Below are 16885 nucleotides of genomic sequence, written 5' to 3' on the forward strand. Positions count from 1 at the left end.
TCAGGCCGCCTGCGAGCGGTAATCGGCGTAGCCATTGGCCTCGAGCTCGAGCGCGAGCTCCTTGCCGCCCGACTTCACCACCCGGCCGCTGGACATCACATGCACGGTGTCCGGCACGATGTAGTTCAGCAGGCGCTGGTAGTGGGTGATCACCAGGAAGGAGCGCTTGGGGTCGCGCAGGGCGTTGACGCCGTCGGCCGCGATCTTGAGCGCGTCGATGTCGAGCCCGGAGTCGGTCTCGTCCAGGATGCAGAAGCTCGGCTCCAGCAGCGCCATCTGGAGGATCTCCATGCGCTTCTTCTCGCCGCCCGAGAAGCCGACATTGAGGGCGCGCTTCAGCATATCCTGAGGAATGTGAAGGCGTTCCGCGCCGGAGCGGACTCGCTTCATGAAGTCCTGAGTGGAGAGCTCATCGTCGCCGCGCGCCTTGCGCTGGGCGTTCAGCGCGGCCTTCAGGAAGGTCATCGTCGCCACGCCGGGGATCTCCAGCGGATACTGGAAGGCCAGGAACACGCCGGCGGCGGCGCGCTCGTCGGGAGACATGTCGAGCAGGTTCTCGCCGTTGAGCAGGATCTCGCCGTCGAGGACCTCGTAGTCCTCCTTGCCGGCGATCACATAGCTCAGCGTGGACTTGCCGGAGCCGTTCGGCCCCATGATGGCGGCCACCTCGCCGTCATGAACCGTGAGGCTGAGGCCGTTGAGGATCTTCTTGTCGTCGATCTGGACGTGGAGGTTGCGGATTTCGAGCATGGTTTCAGTCCTGAATTCAGAGCGTCACGCCGACTTCGACGCCGGAGGCGGAAGCCGTGGGCGGCCGGGCTGCCCCGGCCGTGACCGGATGGGTCAGCCGACCGAGCCTTCCAGCGAGATCGAGATCAGCTTCTGCGCCTCGACGGCGAACTCCATCGGCAGTTGCTGCAGCACGTCCTTGACGAAGCCGTTCACGATCAGAGCCGTCGCCTCTTCGGCCGAGAGGCCGCGCTGCAGGCAGTAGAACAGCTGGTCCTCGGAGATCTTGGACGTCGTGGCTTCATGCTCGAAGATCGCGCTGGCGTTCTTCGATTCGATGTAGGGCACGGTGTGCGCCCCGCACTGGTCGCCAATCAGCAGCGAGTCGCAATTGGTGAAGTTGCGCGCGCCCGTGGCCTTGCGGTGGGCCGAGACGAGTCCCCGATAGGTGTTCTGGGAGCGCCCGGCCGAAATGCCCTTGGAGATGATGCGGCTCGACGTGTTCTTGCCGAGATGGATCATCTTCGTGCCGCTGTCGACCTGCTGCATGCCGTTCGACACCGCGATCGAGTAGAACTCGCCGCGGGAGTTGTCGCCGCGCAGGATGCAGGACGGGTATTTCCAGGTGATGGCCGAGCCGGTCTCCACCTGCGTCCACGAGATCTTCGAGTTCGCGCCGCGGCAATCGCCGCGCTTGGTCACGAAGTTATAGACCCCGCCCTTCCCCTCGCTGTCGCCCGGGTACCAGTTCTGGACCGTGGAGTACTTGATCTCGGCGTCTTCGAGCGCGATCAGCTCCACCACAGCCGCGTGCAGCTGGTTCTCGTCGCGCTGGGGGGCGGTGCAGCCCTCCAGATAGCTCACATAGGAGCCCTTGTCGGCGATGATCAGCGTGCGCTCGAACTGGCCCGTATCTTTCTCGTTGATCCGGAAATAGGTCGACAGCTCCATCGGGCAGCGCACGCCCGGCGGCACATAGACGAAGGACCCGTCCGTGAACACGGCGGAGTTCAGCGTGGCGTAGAAATTGTCCGTCACCGGAACGACGGTGCCCAGATATTTGCGCACCAGCTCCGGATGCTCGCGGATCGCCTCCGAGATGGAGCAGAAGATGACGCCGGCGCGGCCGAGCTCCTCCTTGAAGGTCGTCACCACCGAGACGCTGTCGAACACGGCGTCGACGGCGACCTTGGAGGTCTGCACGCCGGCCAGGATCTCCTGCTCTCGCAGCGGAATCCCGAGCTTCTTGTAGGTCTCCAGGATCGCCGGATCGATCTCGTCGAGCGACTTCGGGCCCTCCCTCTTCTTGGGGGCCGCGTAGTAGTAGAGGTCGTTGAAGTCGATCGGCGGGTACTCGACGCGCGCCCAGGTCGGCTCGCGCATGGTCAGCCAGCGCCTGTAGGCGTCCAGCCTCCATTCGGTCATCCACTCCGGATCGCCCTTCTTGGCCGAGATGAAGCGAACGATGTCCTCGTTCAGGCCGCGAGGGGCCTTGTCCATCTCGATGTCGGTGATGAAGCCGTACTTGTACTGGTCCACGTCGATGGCGCGGACCTGTTCGACAGTCTCCTGCACGGCAGGCATTTCAGTCTCCTTCCTCGACGGCTTCAAGGGCCGTGGGGTTGGTTGGGGGATCGGCCTAGGCTGCTCTTCGCCCTTGCCGTAGATGTAGGGCGTCGCGCAATTTTTCGAAGGCCTTCAGGAACCTTTCCACGTCGGCCTCGACGCTCGACCAGCCGAGGCTGACCCGGATGGCTCCGCCGGCGAGGTCGTCGGAGACGCCCATCGCCTGCAGGACATGGGAGCGCCGGACCTTGCCGGACGAGCAGGCCGAGCCGGAGGACAGCGCCACCCCGTCCAGATCGAAGGCGATCAGGGCGGTCTCGGCCGCCTGCCCGGGCAGGGCGAAAAGCGTGGTGTTGGGAAGCCGCTCGACCCCGGAGGAGAATATCACGACGTCGGGCGCCAGCTCGCGCAGGCCAGCCTCCAGCCGGTCGCGCAAACGGGTCATGCGGGCGGCCTCGGCCGCGCCCTGCAGGCGCGCCTCCCGGGCCGCGGCCCCAAAGCCGGCGACGCCCGGCGCGTTCTCCGTCCCCGCCCGCAATCCCCTCTCCTGCCCGCCGCCGCGCAGCACGCGCTCGGCGATGTGCAGCGACGGCGACGACGCGGCCAGGGCGCCGACGCCCTGGGGACCGCCGATCTTGTGCGCCGAGACCGCCACGAGGTCGGCCCCGCTGGAGGCGACGTCGAACCCGACCTTGCCAATCGCCTGCACGGCGTCGCAATGCAACAGCCCGCCATGGGCGTGAGCGAGGTCGGCGGCCGCCCGCACGGGCTGGAGGGCGCCCGTCTCGTTGTTGGCCGCCTGCACGCTGACGAGGGCGCGCTCCCCCTTCGACGCCATGTCGACGAGCCGGCTCTCCAGCCAGCCCAGATCGACCACGCCGTCCGGCGCGACCGGGATCCGCTCGATCCTGTCCTGGGGAAATCTCGCCCCCTCCAGCACGCAAGGATGCTCGATGGCGCTGGTCAGGAGCCTGTCCAGGGGGCGCTTCTCGCGCGCCGTCTCGATGAAGGGCGTCAACGCCAGCACATTGGCTTCCGTGCCGCCGCTGGTGAACCAGACGGCGCGCGCCGGGACCCCGAGCAGGGCCGCCACGTCGTCGCGCGCGCTCTCGACCCGGCCTCGCGCGGCGCGGCCTTCGGCGTGAACGGACGACGGATTGCCGCCCGCCGCCAGCGCCGCCGCGACCGCGTCGATGACGGCGGGTCGCACGGTCGTGGTCGCGTTGTGGTCGAGATTGGCGCGCTGCGCCCCAGCCATACGGGTCAGACCTTGTTGTCCGCCTCGCCCATCGCCAGATGTCCACGGCAGCAAAGGCTTGCAACCGACCCCGGCGCTTGTGCTACAAGCGGCCACAGCGGCAAGCTCGGCCGACCGGATGTCTCCGGTGCGGCTTTGTTCCGCTGTTAGAATAATTCTAACAGAAAGTGTGGGCCGACGGCGGGCCGGAGTCAAGCCGAAGGGCTGCGCGATCCACGCTCTGGAAGAATGCCCGGTCTGCTTGGCCCGGGGTCTTTCAGTTCCGCATGCAGACGTCTCTCGAGGCCCGGCCATGGCGCGCTCCCTCGGGCGACTCAGGCGCGACGCCCCGTGCGCTCCTGAAGAAGAGGTCGAGAACACCATGCCCGAGGTCATCTTCAACGGTCCCGCAGGCCGCATCGAAGGCCGCTATCATCCGTCGAAGACGAAGGGCGCCCCCATCGCCATCGTGCTGCACCCGCATCCGCAGTTCGGCGGCACGATGAACAACCAGATCGTCTACGCGCTCTATTATGGCTTCGTGGAGCGCGGCTTCTCGGCGCTGCGCTTCAATTTCCGCGGCGTCGGCCGTAGCCAGGGGTCGTTCGACCACGGCCAGGGCGAGCTGTCGGACGCCGCCGCCGCCCTGGACTGGGCGCAGGCCATCAACCCCGAGGCGCGCGCCTGCTGGATCGCCGGCATCTCGTTCGGCGCCTGGATCGGCATGCAGCTGCTGATGCGCCGGCCCGAGATCGAGGGCTTCATCTCCATCGCGGCCCCGGCCAACCGCTTTGATTTCTCGTTCCTGGCGCCCTGCCCCTCGTCGGGCCTCTTCGTCCACGGGTCGCAGGATCGCGTCGCGCCCATCAAGGACGTCATGAGCGTCATCGAAAAGGTGAAGACCCAGAAGGGCATCCAGATCGAGCACCAGACGGTCGAGGGCGCCAACCACTTCTTCGAGAACAAGACCGAAGAACTGATGGGCGTCGTCGGGACCTACCTCGACAAGCGGCTCGGCCCGAAGGAGGGCTGAGCCCCTCCTGGCTCAGGGCCATTCCCGCCGGTCAGGGATCCCGTCGCGCTCACGCATCGCGACGGCGTCGAACCACGTTTTGCATGTTCTGCAACGGGTCCGTGCTGACCCCGAAGGCCTTCGCCATCTCGGGCGACACGGTCACAGCCGAGAACCGCGCTCCGGCGCCGTTCAGTCGTCAAGGTGCCCACCCCGCCTTGCGCCCCGGCCCCTTTTCCCCCTAAACCTCCGCCCGCGAGAGGTTTCCCCATGTCCGACGATTTCAAGCCCCAGTCCGAGTTCCTGCGCACGATCATCGAGCGCGGCTATGTGCACCAGTGCTCCGACTATGCGGGCCTGGACGCGCTGGCGACCAAGGGCGAGGTCACGGCCTATGTGGGCTACGATTGCACGGCCCCGTCGCTGCATGTCGGCAGCCTGATCTCGATCATGATGCTGCATTGGCTGCAGCAGAGCGGCAACAAGCCCATTCCGCTGATGGGCGGCGGCACGACCCGGGTGGGCGACCCGTCCGGCCGGGACGAGACCCGCAAGCTGCTCACCCCCGAGCAGATCGAGGCCAACAAGGACGGCATCAAGCGCGTCTTCTCGCGCTTCCTCCAGTTCGGCGACGGCAAGACCGACGCCGTGATGATCGACAACGCCGAGTGGCTGACCAAGCTCAACTACATCGACTTCCTGCGCGACGTCGGCCGGCACTTCTCCGTCAACCGCATGCTGTCGATGGACAGCGTGCGCATGCGGCTGGAGCGCGAGCAGGAGCTCTCCTTCATCGAGTTCAACTACATGTGCCTGCAGGGCTACGACTTCGTCGAGCTCAACCGCCGCGCCGGCGTGAACCTGCAGATGGGCGGCTCCGACCAGTGGGGCAACATCGTCACCGGCATCGATCTCGGCCGTCGCATGGGCACGCCGCAGCTCTACGCCCTCACCTGCCCGCTGCTGACCACCTCTTCCGGCGCCAAGATGGGCAAGACGGCGTCCGGCGCGGTGTGGCTCAACGAGGAGCAGCTCTCCGCCTATGACTACTGGCAGTTCTGGCGCAACACCGAGGACGCCGACGTCGGCCGCTTCCTGAAGCTCTACACCACGCTGCCGCTGGACGAGATCGCCCGCTTGCAGGCGTTGGGCGGGGCGGAGATCAACGAGGCCAAAAAGGTGCTGGCGACCGAAGCCACCGCCCTCATGCACGGACGCGACAAGGCGGCCCAGGCGGCCGAGACGGCCAGGCGCACCTTCGAGGAGGGCCAGGCGGCCGAGACCCTGCCCACCGTGGAGGTGGATGCGGCTGAACTGCGGGACGGGATCGGCGTGCTCAACGCCTTCGTGCGCGCCGGGCTCGTCCCGTCGACCGGCGAAGCGCGCCGGCAGGTGAAGGGCGGCGGCCTCAAGGTGAACGACGCGACCGTCTCAGACGACCGCGCCACGATCTCGCAGGCGGATCTGAACCCAGACGGCGCAGTGAAGCTCTCCTTCGGCCGCAAGAAGCATGTGCTGCTGAAAGCGCGCTGACGCCGAACACAGCTCGGCTCAGTGGTCCGACACCGGCGGCGGAGGCGGCGCCCCGGAGCCCGTCACCTCTGGGCCGCCCATCACGCCGAAGAATTTCCGCAGGAAGCCCGGTGCGACCGCCGACAGCGGGTTGATGCTCACCGTCGGCTGGCTGGCCTTGCCGGCGATGCGGAAATTGACCGCGAACAAACCCTCGTGCTGGCCGCCTCCCAGGATGGGGCCGACGATCGGCACCTGGTTGAAGATGTTGTTGAGCCCATAGGCGGGCACGAAGGTGCCCGAGAAGTCCGCCTTGTCGCGGGTGAAGTCGAGCGAGCCTTCCAGCGTGCCGCCGACCGCCGGGCCCCACATCGTGGCGTCACGGATGACGAGCTTGCCCCCGCCGACCGCGAAGCCGGATTTCAGCTTGGTGAAGCTGACATTGTTCTGCTGGTCCGGCGCGCTTCGCGCCAGGGCCGGCTCGTTCTGCAGCACGAAGCGGTTCACCACGAAGGTCCCGCTCATCTGCGGGGCCGCGCCGTTGAGCTGCACCAGCATCGCCCCGCCCTGCATCCTCCGGTAGATGTCGAAGAAGCGCAGGAAGTCGCCGGCGTCGGCGCTCTCGATCACGATGCCGAGGCGTCCCGCCTCGTCGCGCGCCATCTGTCCGACGACAGGCGCGGCCCCGAACCGGCCCGCCAGCCTGAAATCCCGGAAATCGCCGCCCCGGATCGAGATCCGGCCGTCCACGGCCGAAAATATCTGGCCGTTCAGCCCCAGCACGCTCTGGGCCTTGATGTCGAGGTCGATGTCGCCCGGCCCCGCCATGGGGCTCGCGCCCGGCGACATGAGCGCCTTCAGCACGGGACGCGCGTCGATGGAGCTGGCCTTCAGCGAAACCCGGGACGAGTTCCCCTGCCTCTCCAGATCGACCCGCATGTCGTCGCCGGCCGAGATCTTCAGCGAAGAGAGCCTCGCCGCCACGAGGGATCCGTCGGCGCCCAGGCGCAGCGCTCCGCGGGCCGAGACCGGCCCCGAGGCGTCCAGCGTGAACTCGTCCAGGGTCGTCCCGTCCGCGTCGCTGTCGAGCTTGAAGGAGGCCTTGGCCGTCTTGCCCGGCGTCTTCACCCAGCCGGGCAGCAGGTCGACGATGTTGGCGCGGGTCAGGTCGAGATCGACGCGCGGGATCACGCGCGCAGCGCCGAGGTCCTTCACGGTGATCTTGGCGTCGACCGTGCCGGTGATCTGCGGCAGCTTGATCCCGCGCCTGGCCCGGCCCGCCTCGTCCAGAGCGAGGCTGACGACGGCCTCGCCGGCGGCGCCCGTCGGCTGCCGCAGCTCGATGCTGGCTGGACTGCCGCCGATCCGCCCGTCGCCCTTCACCAGGATGCCGGCGCGATCATTGGTGATGGCCAGGTTCGCGCCCTCGATCTTCTCCTTGCCGAAGACGTTGTCGGCGCCGAAGCCTGAAGCCACGCCCTGCAGTTGGACCGAGACGTCCGAAGGCTGAAGCACGGCTTGTTGCGGGAACGAGATCGCGGCCTTGAAGTCGACATGTCCCTTCACGCCGGCGACGTCGGCCGGAGCCGGAAAATAGGGCCGCAACGCCTCCGATTTAAGGAGCGCCAGCGCGCCTTCGGCGGGCCCGGACGCATCGAAGGCGACCTTGGCCACCGTGGGCTTGGCGGAGGTGTCCGCCACGTCGTAGCGCCCGTTGGCGAGCGCGATCGGCTGGCCCACGCCGGCCGCGACGGCCGCGCGGCGCACCGTGACGGCCACGGTCCGGCCCGTCACGCGCCCAACAGCCTCGATATCGGTGAGAGGCGGCAGGCCTGGCGCGACCCGCATGACGCCGCCCGACACCGTCGTGTCCAGCGCTACCGCGTCGTCGGGAATCGGCCGCTTGGCCACCGCGTCGGCCAGCATGGCCGGCGACATGGCGGTGCGGTAGCGGAACGCCTCGACCGTCCCCGACTGGATGCTCTCGACCAGATAGGCTCGCACCTCGGGAACGATAAACGTCGGCCAGAAGGCCAGGAGCGAGCGCACCGGCATCCGGCTTGTCGTAAGGTCGAGCCGCAGGCCCTCGAACCCGTCGACCCGGCCGAGCGAGCCGGACAGGACGATCCCGAGTCCCGGGCCGCCGAGATCGAGCCGATCGATGGCGAGCCCGCCGAAGCCGAGCGGGATGCGGCCCTTGAAGCTCGCCTGCGCGATCGGGATCGGCTTGTCCTTGGGTCCTTCGCCGGCCAGCGTCGCCCCGTTCGAGACGAGGTCCACCGCCCAGGATTCGCTGGCGGCCGTCGGCGGCGTCAGGGAGCCCGCCACGGCCACGCGCGTGTCCCCCGCATTCACCTCCAGGCGCTTCACCAGCATGGCGTGGCGGGCCGCGTCCCAGCCGATCTCGCCCTTCAGCTCGTCGACGAAGAGGGGCTCGGCGTCCGGATCGTCGAACAGGACCATGGCCTTGCGGCCGGTGACCTGGCCCTCGAGCGCGGCCACGGCGTTGTCGGCGCCCAGCGTCAGGCGCAGGCTGGCGTCGATCGGCATGTCGGTCGAGACCGGGATCGCGCCCGGCTCGGCCATGCCCAGCAGGTCGGAGACTGCGAGGTTGTCGGTGGTGAGGCCGATCGTCCGCTCGCCGCCCTTCTGGCCCGCGATCGTCAGCGCCATGGTCCACGGACCGGACGGGCCGGTGGCCGCCATGATCAGGCGGCCCTGGGCCTCGTTCGGCCGCGAATAGGCCAGCCCGAGCTTGTCGTAGACGATGCTGCGGCCGCGGCGGCGATCGTTCACCCGCAGGCGCCCGTCACGAACGCCGGCGCGCTCCAGCACCGCGATGGGGCCGGTCTTGGCCCCGAGCGCGTCGAGAATCGCTCCCGGGCCGAAGCTGGTGTCGGTCGGCTGCACCGGCGCCGGCGCGTCGGCGGCGTCCGACCCGACCGCCGAGACCGAGACGGAGCCGTCCGGATCGATGGTGAGCGAGACCGCCAGACCGATGAGGTCGATGCGCCGCGGCACCAGCCCGCCCACGGCCAGCGAGGCCATGTCGAAGCCGATGTCGGCTTGCGGCGCCGCGACCACCAGATTGCCTTGCGCGTCGCGGATCGTGACGCCCGACACGGTGAGCATGGGCGAATCGGACCACTCCAGCTGGGCGTGCTGGATGTCGACGTCGAAGCCGTTGCCGAACTGCTGCTCCAGAGCCACCGAAATCCGCTCGACGAAGGGGTCGATCTCGATCGGACCTTGCCGCAGACGCCACGCGACCGCTCCGGCGCCGACAAGCGCCAGAAGGCAGACCACGCCGGCCAACGCGCCCAGCGCCCAGGCGACCCGCCTGCCCGGCTTGCGACGCGCCCGCGCCTCGCCCGGTCGCGCCCGCTTGCACGACCGCGCCACGCGGCGGGCGATGTTGGATCCTTCGGCGGTCATTCCTTCAGTTCGCGCTCGTGATAGGTGTTCGTCGATGCCCCGTCCGGCGATGATGAACACACGCCTCGTCTCCCGCGAGCGAGAATCATCCGGCGCGGCCTGTCAGCCGTACGCTAAGGGTCATGCCGATTCGACGAAAGGAAGGCGATATGTCGGAAAAATTGCAGGTTGGACAGCAGGCGCCAGCGTTCAAGCTGCCCCGCGACGGCGGAAGCTCCATCTCGCTCGCGGATCTCAAGGGCAAGAAGGTCGTCCTCTACTTCTATCCCAAAGACGACACGTCCGGTTGCACCAAGGAGGCCATGGAGTTCAACGCCCTGCGCGCCGACTTTGCAGCCGCGAACGCCGAGATCATCGGCGTGTCGGCCGACAGCGTTCAGAGCCATGACAAGTTCAAGGCCAAATACAGCCTCGATTTTCCGCTCGCGTCGGACGAGGAGAAAGCGATGCTGGAAGCCTATGGCGTCTGGGTCGAAAAGAGCATGTACGGCCGCAAATATATGGGGATCGAGCGCACGACCGTGCTGGTCGGCGCGGATGGCGCGATCCGGCAGGTCTGGCCGAAGGTGAAGGTCCCCGGACACGCCGCCGAGGTGCTCGCGGCCGCAAAGTCCGCCTGAGCAGTATCCCGGCCTTACGGGTTGATTAACCTTAAGCATCTCTAATGATCGCAGGGCCTGTTCGGCCCTGCGAGGTCTTTGATGACAGGTGATCCTTCGCGCAAGTCGGCTCGGGCGTCCTCGTCGTCGATCGTGGTGTCGGTCGACGGCAGGTCCTTGTCGCATTCCTTCGAGGTCAGCCGGTGGGCCATCGGCGTCGTGATGACGCTGGGCGTCCTGCTGGTCGCCTGGTCGATGGCGGCCACGGCCTACATGGTGTTCCGGGACGACATCCTCGGCGGCCTCATGGCGCGCCAGACCCGGATGCAATACGCCTACGAGGACAGGATCGCCGCGCTCCGGACGGGCGTCGACCGGCTCACGAGCCGGCAGCTGGTCGACCAGGACTCGTTCGAGGGCAAGGTCCAGGAGCTCCTCTCCCGGCAGGCCCAGTTGGAGAACCGGCAGGCGCTGGTCGCCTCTCTCGCCGCCCGGATGGAGGGCCAGAGCAGGATGTCGGCCGTCGATGCTCCGGGATCCACGTCGGCCGCCCAGCCCCCGCCCCTCTTCTCCAGCCGCAACCAGGGCGGCCCCATTCCCCCGTCCGCCTTGGGCTTCGCGCCCACCGAGCCGCCCCGGCCCCGCCCCTTGATGGAGCCCGCGCCCCTGCGCGGCAGCAGCGCCGATGCGGGCGACGTCGTCCCGGGCGCCCGCGGCGACGCTGTCGCGGCGGCCTGGCCGGAAAAGGAGTTCCTCAAGAGCGGCCCGGTCCAGCATCAGCTCGGCGCCATCGCGGCCAAGCTCGCCCGGCTGGACAACAGCCAGGTCTCGGCGCTCGCCAGGATGGAGAGCCAGGCCCGCAACGCCGCATCCCGCTACCAGAGCGTGATCGCCGAGCTCGGCCTCTCGCCCAGCCGCTTCCCCAACACGCCGGCCCAGGGCGGTCCCTATGTGCCCGTCCGGGCCGATAAGGACGCCGGACCGTTCGAGAGCCTGCTGGCGCGCGTCCAGATCTCCCTGCAGGAGAGCGAGAAGCTCAAGCGCGTCGTCGACGCGCTCCCGATTCGCCGCCCGCTGAAGGGGGACTTGGATCAGACCTCGTCTTTCGGCTACCGGGTCGACCCCTTCACGCGGGGCATGGCCCTGCACACGGGCCTGGACCTGCGCGACGAGGCGGGTTCAGGGGTGCGGGCCACGGCCGCCGGCAAGGTGACGATGGCGGAGTGGTATGGCGGCTACGGCAACCTGGTCGAAATCGACCACGGCTCGGGCATCGCGACCCGCTACGGGCATCTCTCGGCCATCCTGGTCGAGGAAGGCCAGCAGGTGGAGGTCGGGACCATCATCGGCCGGGTAGGCTCCACCGGGCGCTCGACCGGACCCCACCTCCACTACGAGACCCGCATCGACGGCCAGCCGGTCGATCCCCTGCGCTATCTCAAGATGGCGAGCAGGCTGGGGCCGGGCTGAGCGCTCCGGCCCTTCTCGGCGTCAGTCGATGTCCTCGACGGCCTCGCCGCCGCCATAGACGCGCTGCGCCAGCGCGGCTTCCAGGAACGGATCGATCTTGCCGTCCAGCACGTCGCCCGGGCTGGTCGACTGCTCCCCGGTCCGCAGGTCCTTCACGAGCTGATAGGGCTGCAGCACATAGGAGCGGATCTGGTGGCCCCAGCCGATATCGGTCTTCGAGGCGGCCTCGGCGTTGGCCTTCTCCTCCCGGATCTGCAGTTCGCGCTCGTAGAGGCGCGCCCGCAGCATGTCCCATGCCTTGGCGCGGTTCTTGTGCTGCGACCGCTCCTGCTGGCAGGCGACCACGATGCCGGTCGGGATGTGGGTGATGCGCACCGCCGAGTCGGTGGTGTTGACGTGCTGGCCGCCCGCGCCTGACGACCGGAACGTGTCGATCCGGCAGTCGCTCTCCTTGATGTCGATCTGAATGCGGTCGTCGATGACCGGATAGACCCACACCGACGCGAAGCTGGTGTGCCGCCGCGCGTTGGAATCGAAGGGCGAGATGCGCACCAAGCGGTGGACGCCCGATTCGGTTTTGGCCCACCCGTAGGCGTTGTGGCCCTTGATCAGAAGCGTCGCGCCCTTGATCCCGGCCTCCTCGCCATCGGCGATGTCGACCAGCTCGACCTTGTATTTCCGCCGCTCGGCCCAGCGCGTGTACATGCGCATGAGCATGTTGGTCCAGTCCTGGCTCTCGGTCCCGCCCGCGCCCGAATGGACCTCCAGATAGGCGTCGTTCTGGTCGGCCTCGCCGGACAGAAGCGTCTCGATCTGGCGGCGCGCCGCTTCGGCCTGGACGTTGCGGATGGCCTCCTCGCCTTCGGAGACGGCCGTCTGGTCCTGCTCCATGTCGCCCAGCTCGATGAGCGTGACGGCGTCGTCCAGCTCGCGCTCCAGGCGCGTGATCGAGGACAGGCGGTCTTCCAGCTCGGTGCGCTCGCGCATCACCTTCTGGGCGGCGTCGGCGTCGTTCCAGAGTTCGGGGTCTTCGGCCTTCGCGTTCAGTTCGGCGAGGCGTCTCGTGGCTGCGTCGAAGTCAAAGATGCCTCCTCAGCAGTCCCACGGACTGCTTGGCGGACTCGACCAGCGCTTCGATCTCGGCGCGCATGGAAATCTCACGTCTAGGGGTGAAGGAAGCCGCGGCGGATCGATCGCGGCGGTCGCCGGAGTGGTAGCGGCGTGCGGGCCGGGTGTAAAGGAGGAGGCCTCGGCCCCCTAATACAGCCCGCCCGTGCCCGATCCGACGGCCCGATCGGCTTCGGGCGAGACCCCGGTCCCGCCGGCCCCGATCACCGAATAGGTGTCGGGCGGCGCCGTCCCGGGCTTGAACGCCTCCAGGAAGCCTCCCGGATCCCCCGGCCCGGCGCGCAGGCCCGTCCCGCCCGACACCCGGATCAGCTTGATCCCCGGCGGCACGCGGAACGGCGTCGCCGGCTTGTCGGCCAGCGCGAGCTTCATGAAGTCGCGGAAGATCGGAGCCGCATACTGGCCCGCGGTGGCCGAGTTGCCGAGCGAGCGCGGCTTGTCGTAGCCCATGAACACGCCCACCGCGAGGTCCGGCGAAAAGCCGACGAACCACACGTCCTTGGCGTCGTTGGTCGTGCCGGTCTTGCCCGCCAGGGGCTTGCCCACTTCCTTGACGACGGTCGCGGTGCCGCGCTGGACGACGCCCTCGAGCATGGAGACGACCTGATAGGCCGTCAGCGGGTCGAGAACCTGCTCGCGTTTGTCGACCAGCTTCGGCTCGTTCTGCCCGTTGAACTTCTCGGCGTCGCAGGAGACGCACTGGCGCTCGTCGTGCTTGTAGATGGTCTGGCCCCAGCGGTCCTGGATGCGGTCGATCAGGGTCGACTTGATGCGCTTGCCGCCGTTCACGAACATCGAATAGGCGGTCACCATGCGCATCACGGTGGTCTCGCCCGCGCCCAGCGACATGGCCAGCACCGGCAGCATGTCGTCATAGACGCCGAAGCGCTTGGCGTATTCGGAGATCAGCGGCATGCCGACGTCCTGGGCGAGACGCACGGTCATCAGGTTCTTGGAATGCTCGATGCCGTAGCGCAGCGTATGCGGCCCGCCGGACTTGCCGTCATAGTTTTCCGGACGCCAGACCTCCTGGCCCGGACCCATGTCGATCTCGATGGGCGAATCCATCACCACAGAGGACGGCGTGTAGCCGTTGTCGAGCGCCGTCGCGTAGACGAAGGGTTTGAACGAGGAGCCCGGCTGGCGCATCGCCTGGGTGGCGCGGTTAAACTTGGACTGGTCGTAGGAGAAGCCGCCCACCATGGCGTAGACGCGGCCCGTATAGGGGTCCATCGCCACGAGCGCGCCGGAGATCTCCGGCAGCTGGCGCAGCCGGAACTGGCCGCGATCCTGCGGCTCGACATAGATCACGTCGCCGGGGGTCACGAGCTGGCGGACGGGCTTGCGGGTCCATTTCGCCCCGTCATTCGTCAGCGTCCCGGTCTCGCGCTCGCGCTCCAGCTGGCCCGAGGGCTCGCGGCGCGGCTGCAGGCCGATGCGGGCGGTGTCGCCGTTCACGTCGATCACCACGGCGAGCCGCCAGGGCTGGACGTCGCCCAGCGCCGGGACCTCGCCGAGCGGGGCCCCCCAGTCCTTCCCGGTGATGTCGAGCCGCTGGATCGCGCCGCGCCAGCCATGCGCCTCGTCGTAGCGCACGAGGCCGTCGGCCAGCGTCTTGCGCGCCATGAGTTGCATCTTGGGGTCGAGCGTGGTGCGGACCGACAGGCCGCCCTCGTAAAGCTTCTTCTCGCCGTAGCGCTCGGCGAGCTCGCGCCGGACTTCCTCGGCGAAGAACCCCGCCGCGTAGGAGTTCGGCGAGAGCGAGCGCGGATTGACGTTGAGCGGCTCCTTCTTCGCCTTCTCTCCGTCCTCGCGCGAGACGTAGCCGTTCTCGACCATGCGATCGATGACGTAGTTGCGCCGATCCACCGCCCGATCGCGGTTTCGGAAGGGGTGGAGGTCGCTCGGCGCCTTCGGCAGCGCCGCCAGATAGGCGGTCTCAGCCAGGGTGAGCTCGTGGACGGACTTGCCGTAATAGTTCAGCGCGGCGGCCGCGACGCCGTAATTGCCGAGGCCGAGATAGATCTCGTTCAGATACAGCTCGAGGATCTTGTCCTTCGTGTAGGTCGACTCGATGCGCAGGGCGAGCAGGAGCTCCTTGATCTTGCGATCGAAGGTCTGCTCGTTCGTGAGCAGGAAGTTCTTGGCCACCTGCTGGGTGATGGTCGACGCGCCCTGGGGCCGGGAGCCCTTGTCGCGCTTGAAGAAATAGACGCCGGCGCGGGCGATGCCCTCAGGGTCCACGCCCTGGTGCTTGTAGAAATTCTTGTCTTCGGCGGACAGGAACGACGCCACGACGAGCTTGGGGACGGCCTGGATGGGGATGAACATCCGCCGTTCGCGCGAGTATTCCGCCAGCAGGCTGCCGTCGCCGGCGTGCATCCGGGTCATCACGGCCGGCTCGTGGTTGGCGAGCTGGGTGTAGTCCGGCAGATCCTGCGAATATTTCCACAGAATGAAGCCCGCGCCGGCGGCCCCGACCAGAAACAGGATCGCCCCCGCGGTGAACATCAATCCGATCAGCCGAAGTACATACCGCATCGGTTGCGCCGTCCGCCTTGCAGTTTCGGGCCGGGGCCCATCCGGTCGGCCGGAACCCAACGTTCCAGGCCAGACCCGCCTCCTTACGATCGCCGTCGATCCGGGCGTCAGCGAGTCGCCTTCGCCTCGACGCGGCGGACCGCCCCGCACAGCGGAACGGAGCTTCGCCGCCGCGAATGCGCTCTCGGGATCTTTACACGTCCCCTCGACGACTCACACCAGCAAACAGGGCTTCGTCACGTCCGTGACGCGCCCATGTGGTTTAAACGCGACAATTCGCCCAGATCAAGGCGTCGCCACCTGGCTTTGTTGCACGGTCCGCGGCGACAGAAAGCCTATGATGGCGGCGGAGATCGAATCAGTGGCCTTGTCGCGCCAGCCTTGGGCGGTCAGCAACTCGACGTCACTCTTGCTGGAGAGATAGCCGAGCTCGACGAGGACGGACGGAACGTCGGGCGCTCGCAGAACCCAAAAGCCCGCCGAGCGATGGGGATTCTTGTTCAGCTTCGAGGCCGCGGTGATCTTGCCCACCAGGCTGCGGGCGAAGAGGTGCGAGTAGGTCCGCGTTTCGCGACGGGTGAGCTCGCCCAGGATGCCGGCGACCTCCTCGGTCGCGCTTTCCGAATCGACTCCGGCGAGGCTGTCGGCCTTGTTCTCGGTGTCGGCGAGGCGCGCCGCCTCCGCGTCGGAGGCCCGGTCGGCGTTGGTGTAGACCGTCAGCCCCCTCACCTCGGGGCTGGCCTGCAGCGTGTCGGCGTGGATGGAGACGAACAGGCTGGCGTTGTTGGCCTGGGCGACGCGCACCCTGTCGCGCAGCGAGATGAACTCGTCCGTGTCGCGCGTCACCACCACCCGGAAGCGGCCGGACTTCTCCAGCTTGGCCTTCAGCTCCTGCGTGAAGGCGAAGACCACGTCCTTCTCCACCGTGTGGCCGATGCCGATCGCCCCGGTGTCGATGCCGCCATGCCCCGGGTCCAGAACCACCACGGGACGATGGTCGGCGGCGGCACCCTGGGTGAGCCGCAGCGGCGGCTCGGCGCTGGAGGAGCGGTCGGCCGCGGCCGCCTTGGCGAAGCTGTCCCGGTCCGTGCGGCGAAGCTCGATCACGAAGGCGTTCGCGGCCCCCTCCATCACGCTCTCGTTCGAGGTGCGGGCGACGGTCGCGGGTCCGGCGAGCTCGATCACCACGCGCGAACGCCCGGGACCGATCAGCCCATAGCGGAAGGACTTCACCAGCCCGCGCGACTTGCGCCCGGCGTCGGCGGGGAGTTGGAAGTTCACTTCTGCGAGATCCAGGACGATGCGGTCCGGCTTCTCCAGCACCTTCACGGTGGGATTGATGGTCGACGACAGGGTGAAGACGAGCTTGGTGGCGGCCGCGTCGCCCGAGAGCTGCGCCTCGATGGCCACCGGCGCGGGCGGGCCGGACGGAGCCGATCCGGCCATGGCCGACGGCGAGCCGAGCGCGAGCATCGCGGAGATCCCCGGGACGCCAAGGGCCAGGAGCTTCAGGCGTCTCCACCGGTCTCGAGGCATGCTGACCTTCCCTCCGCGATCCGCATCAAGCTACGCCTCGGAAGGGGCGGCCATAAGGCCTCCGGCGCGTCGTGCCACTTCCGGTTCATAGGCTATAGAACCGTCTTGGTTAACCAATCC

Annotated in this window: 11 protein-coding genes; 4 read left to right on the forward strand and 7 right to left on the reverse strand. The window is 68.0% G+C overall.

Going from position 1 to position 16885, the window contains the following annotated elements; genetic code table 11:
- The 3 genes from sufC to ABEG18_RS13475 all read right to left on the reverse strand — a co-directional run bounded on the left by sufC (window position 1) and on the right by ABEG18_RS13475 (window position 3553).
- Window positions 1-750, reverse strand: coding sequence for a Fe-S cluster assembly ATPase SufC (gene sufC / locus ABEG18_RS13465; RefSeq protein WP_406853566.1), 750 nt, complete (start codon window positions 748-750; stop codon window positions 1-3).
- 93 nt (window positions 751-843) lie between these two features.
- Complete coding sequence (sufB, locus tag ABEG18_RS13470) at window positions 844-2313, reverse strand: Fe-S cluster assembly protein SufB (protein WP_406853567.1); 1470 nt, start codon at window positions 2311-2313, stop codon at window positions 844-846.
- 55 nt (window positions 2314-2368) lie between these two features.
- Window positions 2369-3553 carry a cysteine desulfurase family protein gene (locus ABEG18_RS13475; RefSeq protein ID WP_406853568.1) on the reverse strand — a complete coding sequence of 395 codons (1185 nt, stop codon included), beginning with the start codon at window positions 3551-3553 and terminating at the stop codon, window positions 2369-2371.
- Between the two features lie 361 nt (window positions 3554-3914).
- Here ABEG18_RS13475 and ABEG18_RS13480 point away from each other — a divergent pair, with 361 nt between their 5' ends.
- Both ABEG18_RS13480 and tyrS read left to right on the forward strand, forming a co-directional pair.
- Complete coding sequence (locus ABEG18_RS13480; protein WP_406853569.1) at window positions 3915-4565, forward strand: alpha/beta hydrolase; 651 nt, start codon at window positions 3915-3917, stop codon at window positions 4563-4565.
- Between the two features lie 249 nt (window positions 4566-4814).
- The gene (gene tyrS, locus ABEG18_RS13485; RefSeq protein WP_406853570.1) at window positions 4815-6077 is read left to right on the forward strand and encodes a tyrosine--tRNA ligase; all 1263 of its coding nucleotides are present in this window, start codon (window positions 4815-4817) and stop codon (window positions 6075-6077) included.
- An 18-nt stretch (window positions 6078-6095) separates the two neighbouring features.
- Here tyrS and ABEG18_RS13490 read toward each other — a convergent pair whose 3' ends face one another.
- Window positions 6096-9491 carry an AsmA-like C-terminal region-containing protein gene (locus ABEG18_RS13490; RefSeq protein WP_406853571.1) on the reverse strand — a complete coding sequence of 1132 codons (3396 nt, stop codon included), beginning with the start codon at window positions 9489-9491 and terminating at the stop codon, window positions 6096-6098.
- Window positions 9492-9640: 149 nt separating this feature from the next.
- Here ABEG18_RS13490 and ABEG18_RS13495 point away from each other — a divergent pair, with 149 nt between their 5' ends.
- Window positions 9641-10111, forward strand: a complete 471-nt coding sequence (locus ABEG18_RS13495) for a peroxiredoxin (protein ID WP_406853572.1) — start codon at window positions 9641-9643, stop codon at window positions 10109-10111.
- A gap of 81 nt (window positions 10112-10192) precedes the next feature.
- Window positions 10193-11560 carry a peptidoglycan DD-metalloendopeptidase family protein gene (locus ABEG18_RS13500; protein ID WP_406853573.1) on the forward strand — a complete coding sequence of 456 codons (1368 nt, stop codon included), beginning with the start codon at window positions 10193-10195 and terminating at the stop codon, window positions 11558-11560.
- 21 nt (window positions 11561-11581) lie between these two features.
- On the opposite strand, the gene prfB is transcribed toward ABEG18_RS13500, so the two are convergent.
- From prfB to ABEG18_RS13515, 3 genes are all read right to left on the reverse strand, one after another.
- A protein-coding gene (gene prfB, locus ABEG18_RS13505; protein WP_406853574.1) for a peptide chain release factor 2 occupies window positions 11582-12710 on the reverse strand; the annotation gives its coding sequence in 2 pieces (ribosomal slippage) (window positions 11582-12640 and window positions 12642-12710; 1128 coding nt in all).
- 107 nt (window positions 12711-12817) lie between these two features.
- Window positions 12818-15229 carry a penicillin-binding protein 1A gene (locus ABEG18_RS13510; protein WP_406853575.1) on the reverse strand — a complete coding sequence of 804 codons (2412 nt, stop codon included), beginning with the start codon at window positions 15227-15229 and terminating at the stop codon, window positions 12818-12820.
- A gap of 285 nt (window positions 15230-15514) precedes the next feature.
- Complete coding sequence (locus ABEG18_RS13515) at window positions 15515-16765, reverse strand: N-acetylmuramoyl-L-alanine amidase (RefSeq protein ID WP_406853576.1); 1251 nt, start codon at window positions 16763-16765, stop codon at window positions 15515-15517.
- Window positions 16766-16885 lie beyond the last annotated feature (120 nt).

It is taken from the genome of Alsobacter sp. KACC 23698 (genome assembly GCF_045348435.1).
In the GTDB taxonomy this organism is placed as follows: Bacteria; Pseudomonadota; Alphaproteobacteria; order Rhizobiales; family Beijerinckiaceae; genus Alsobacter.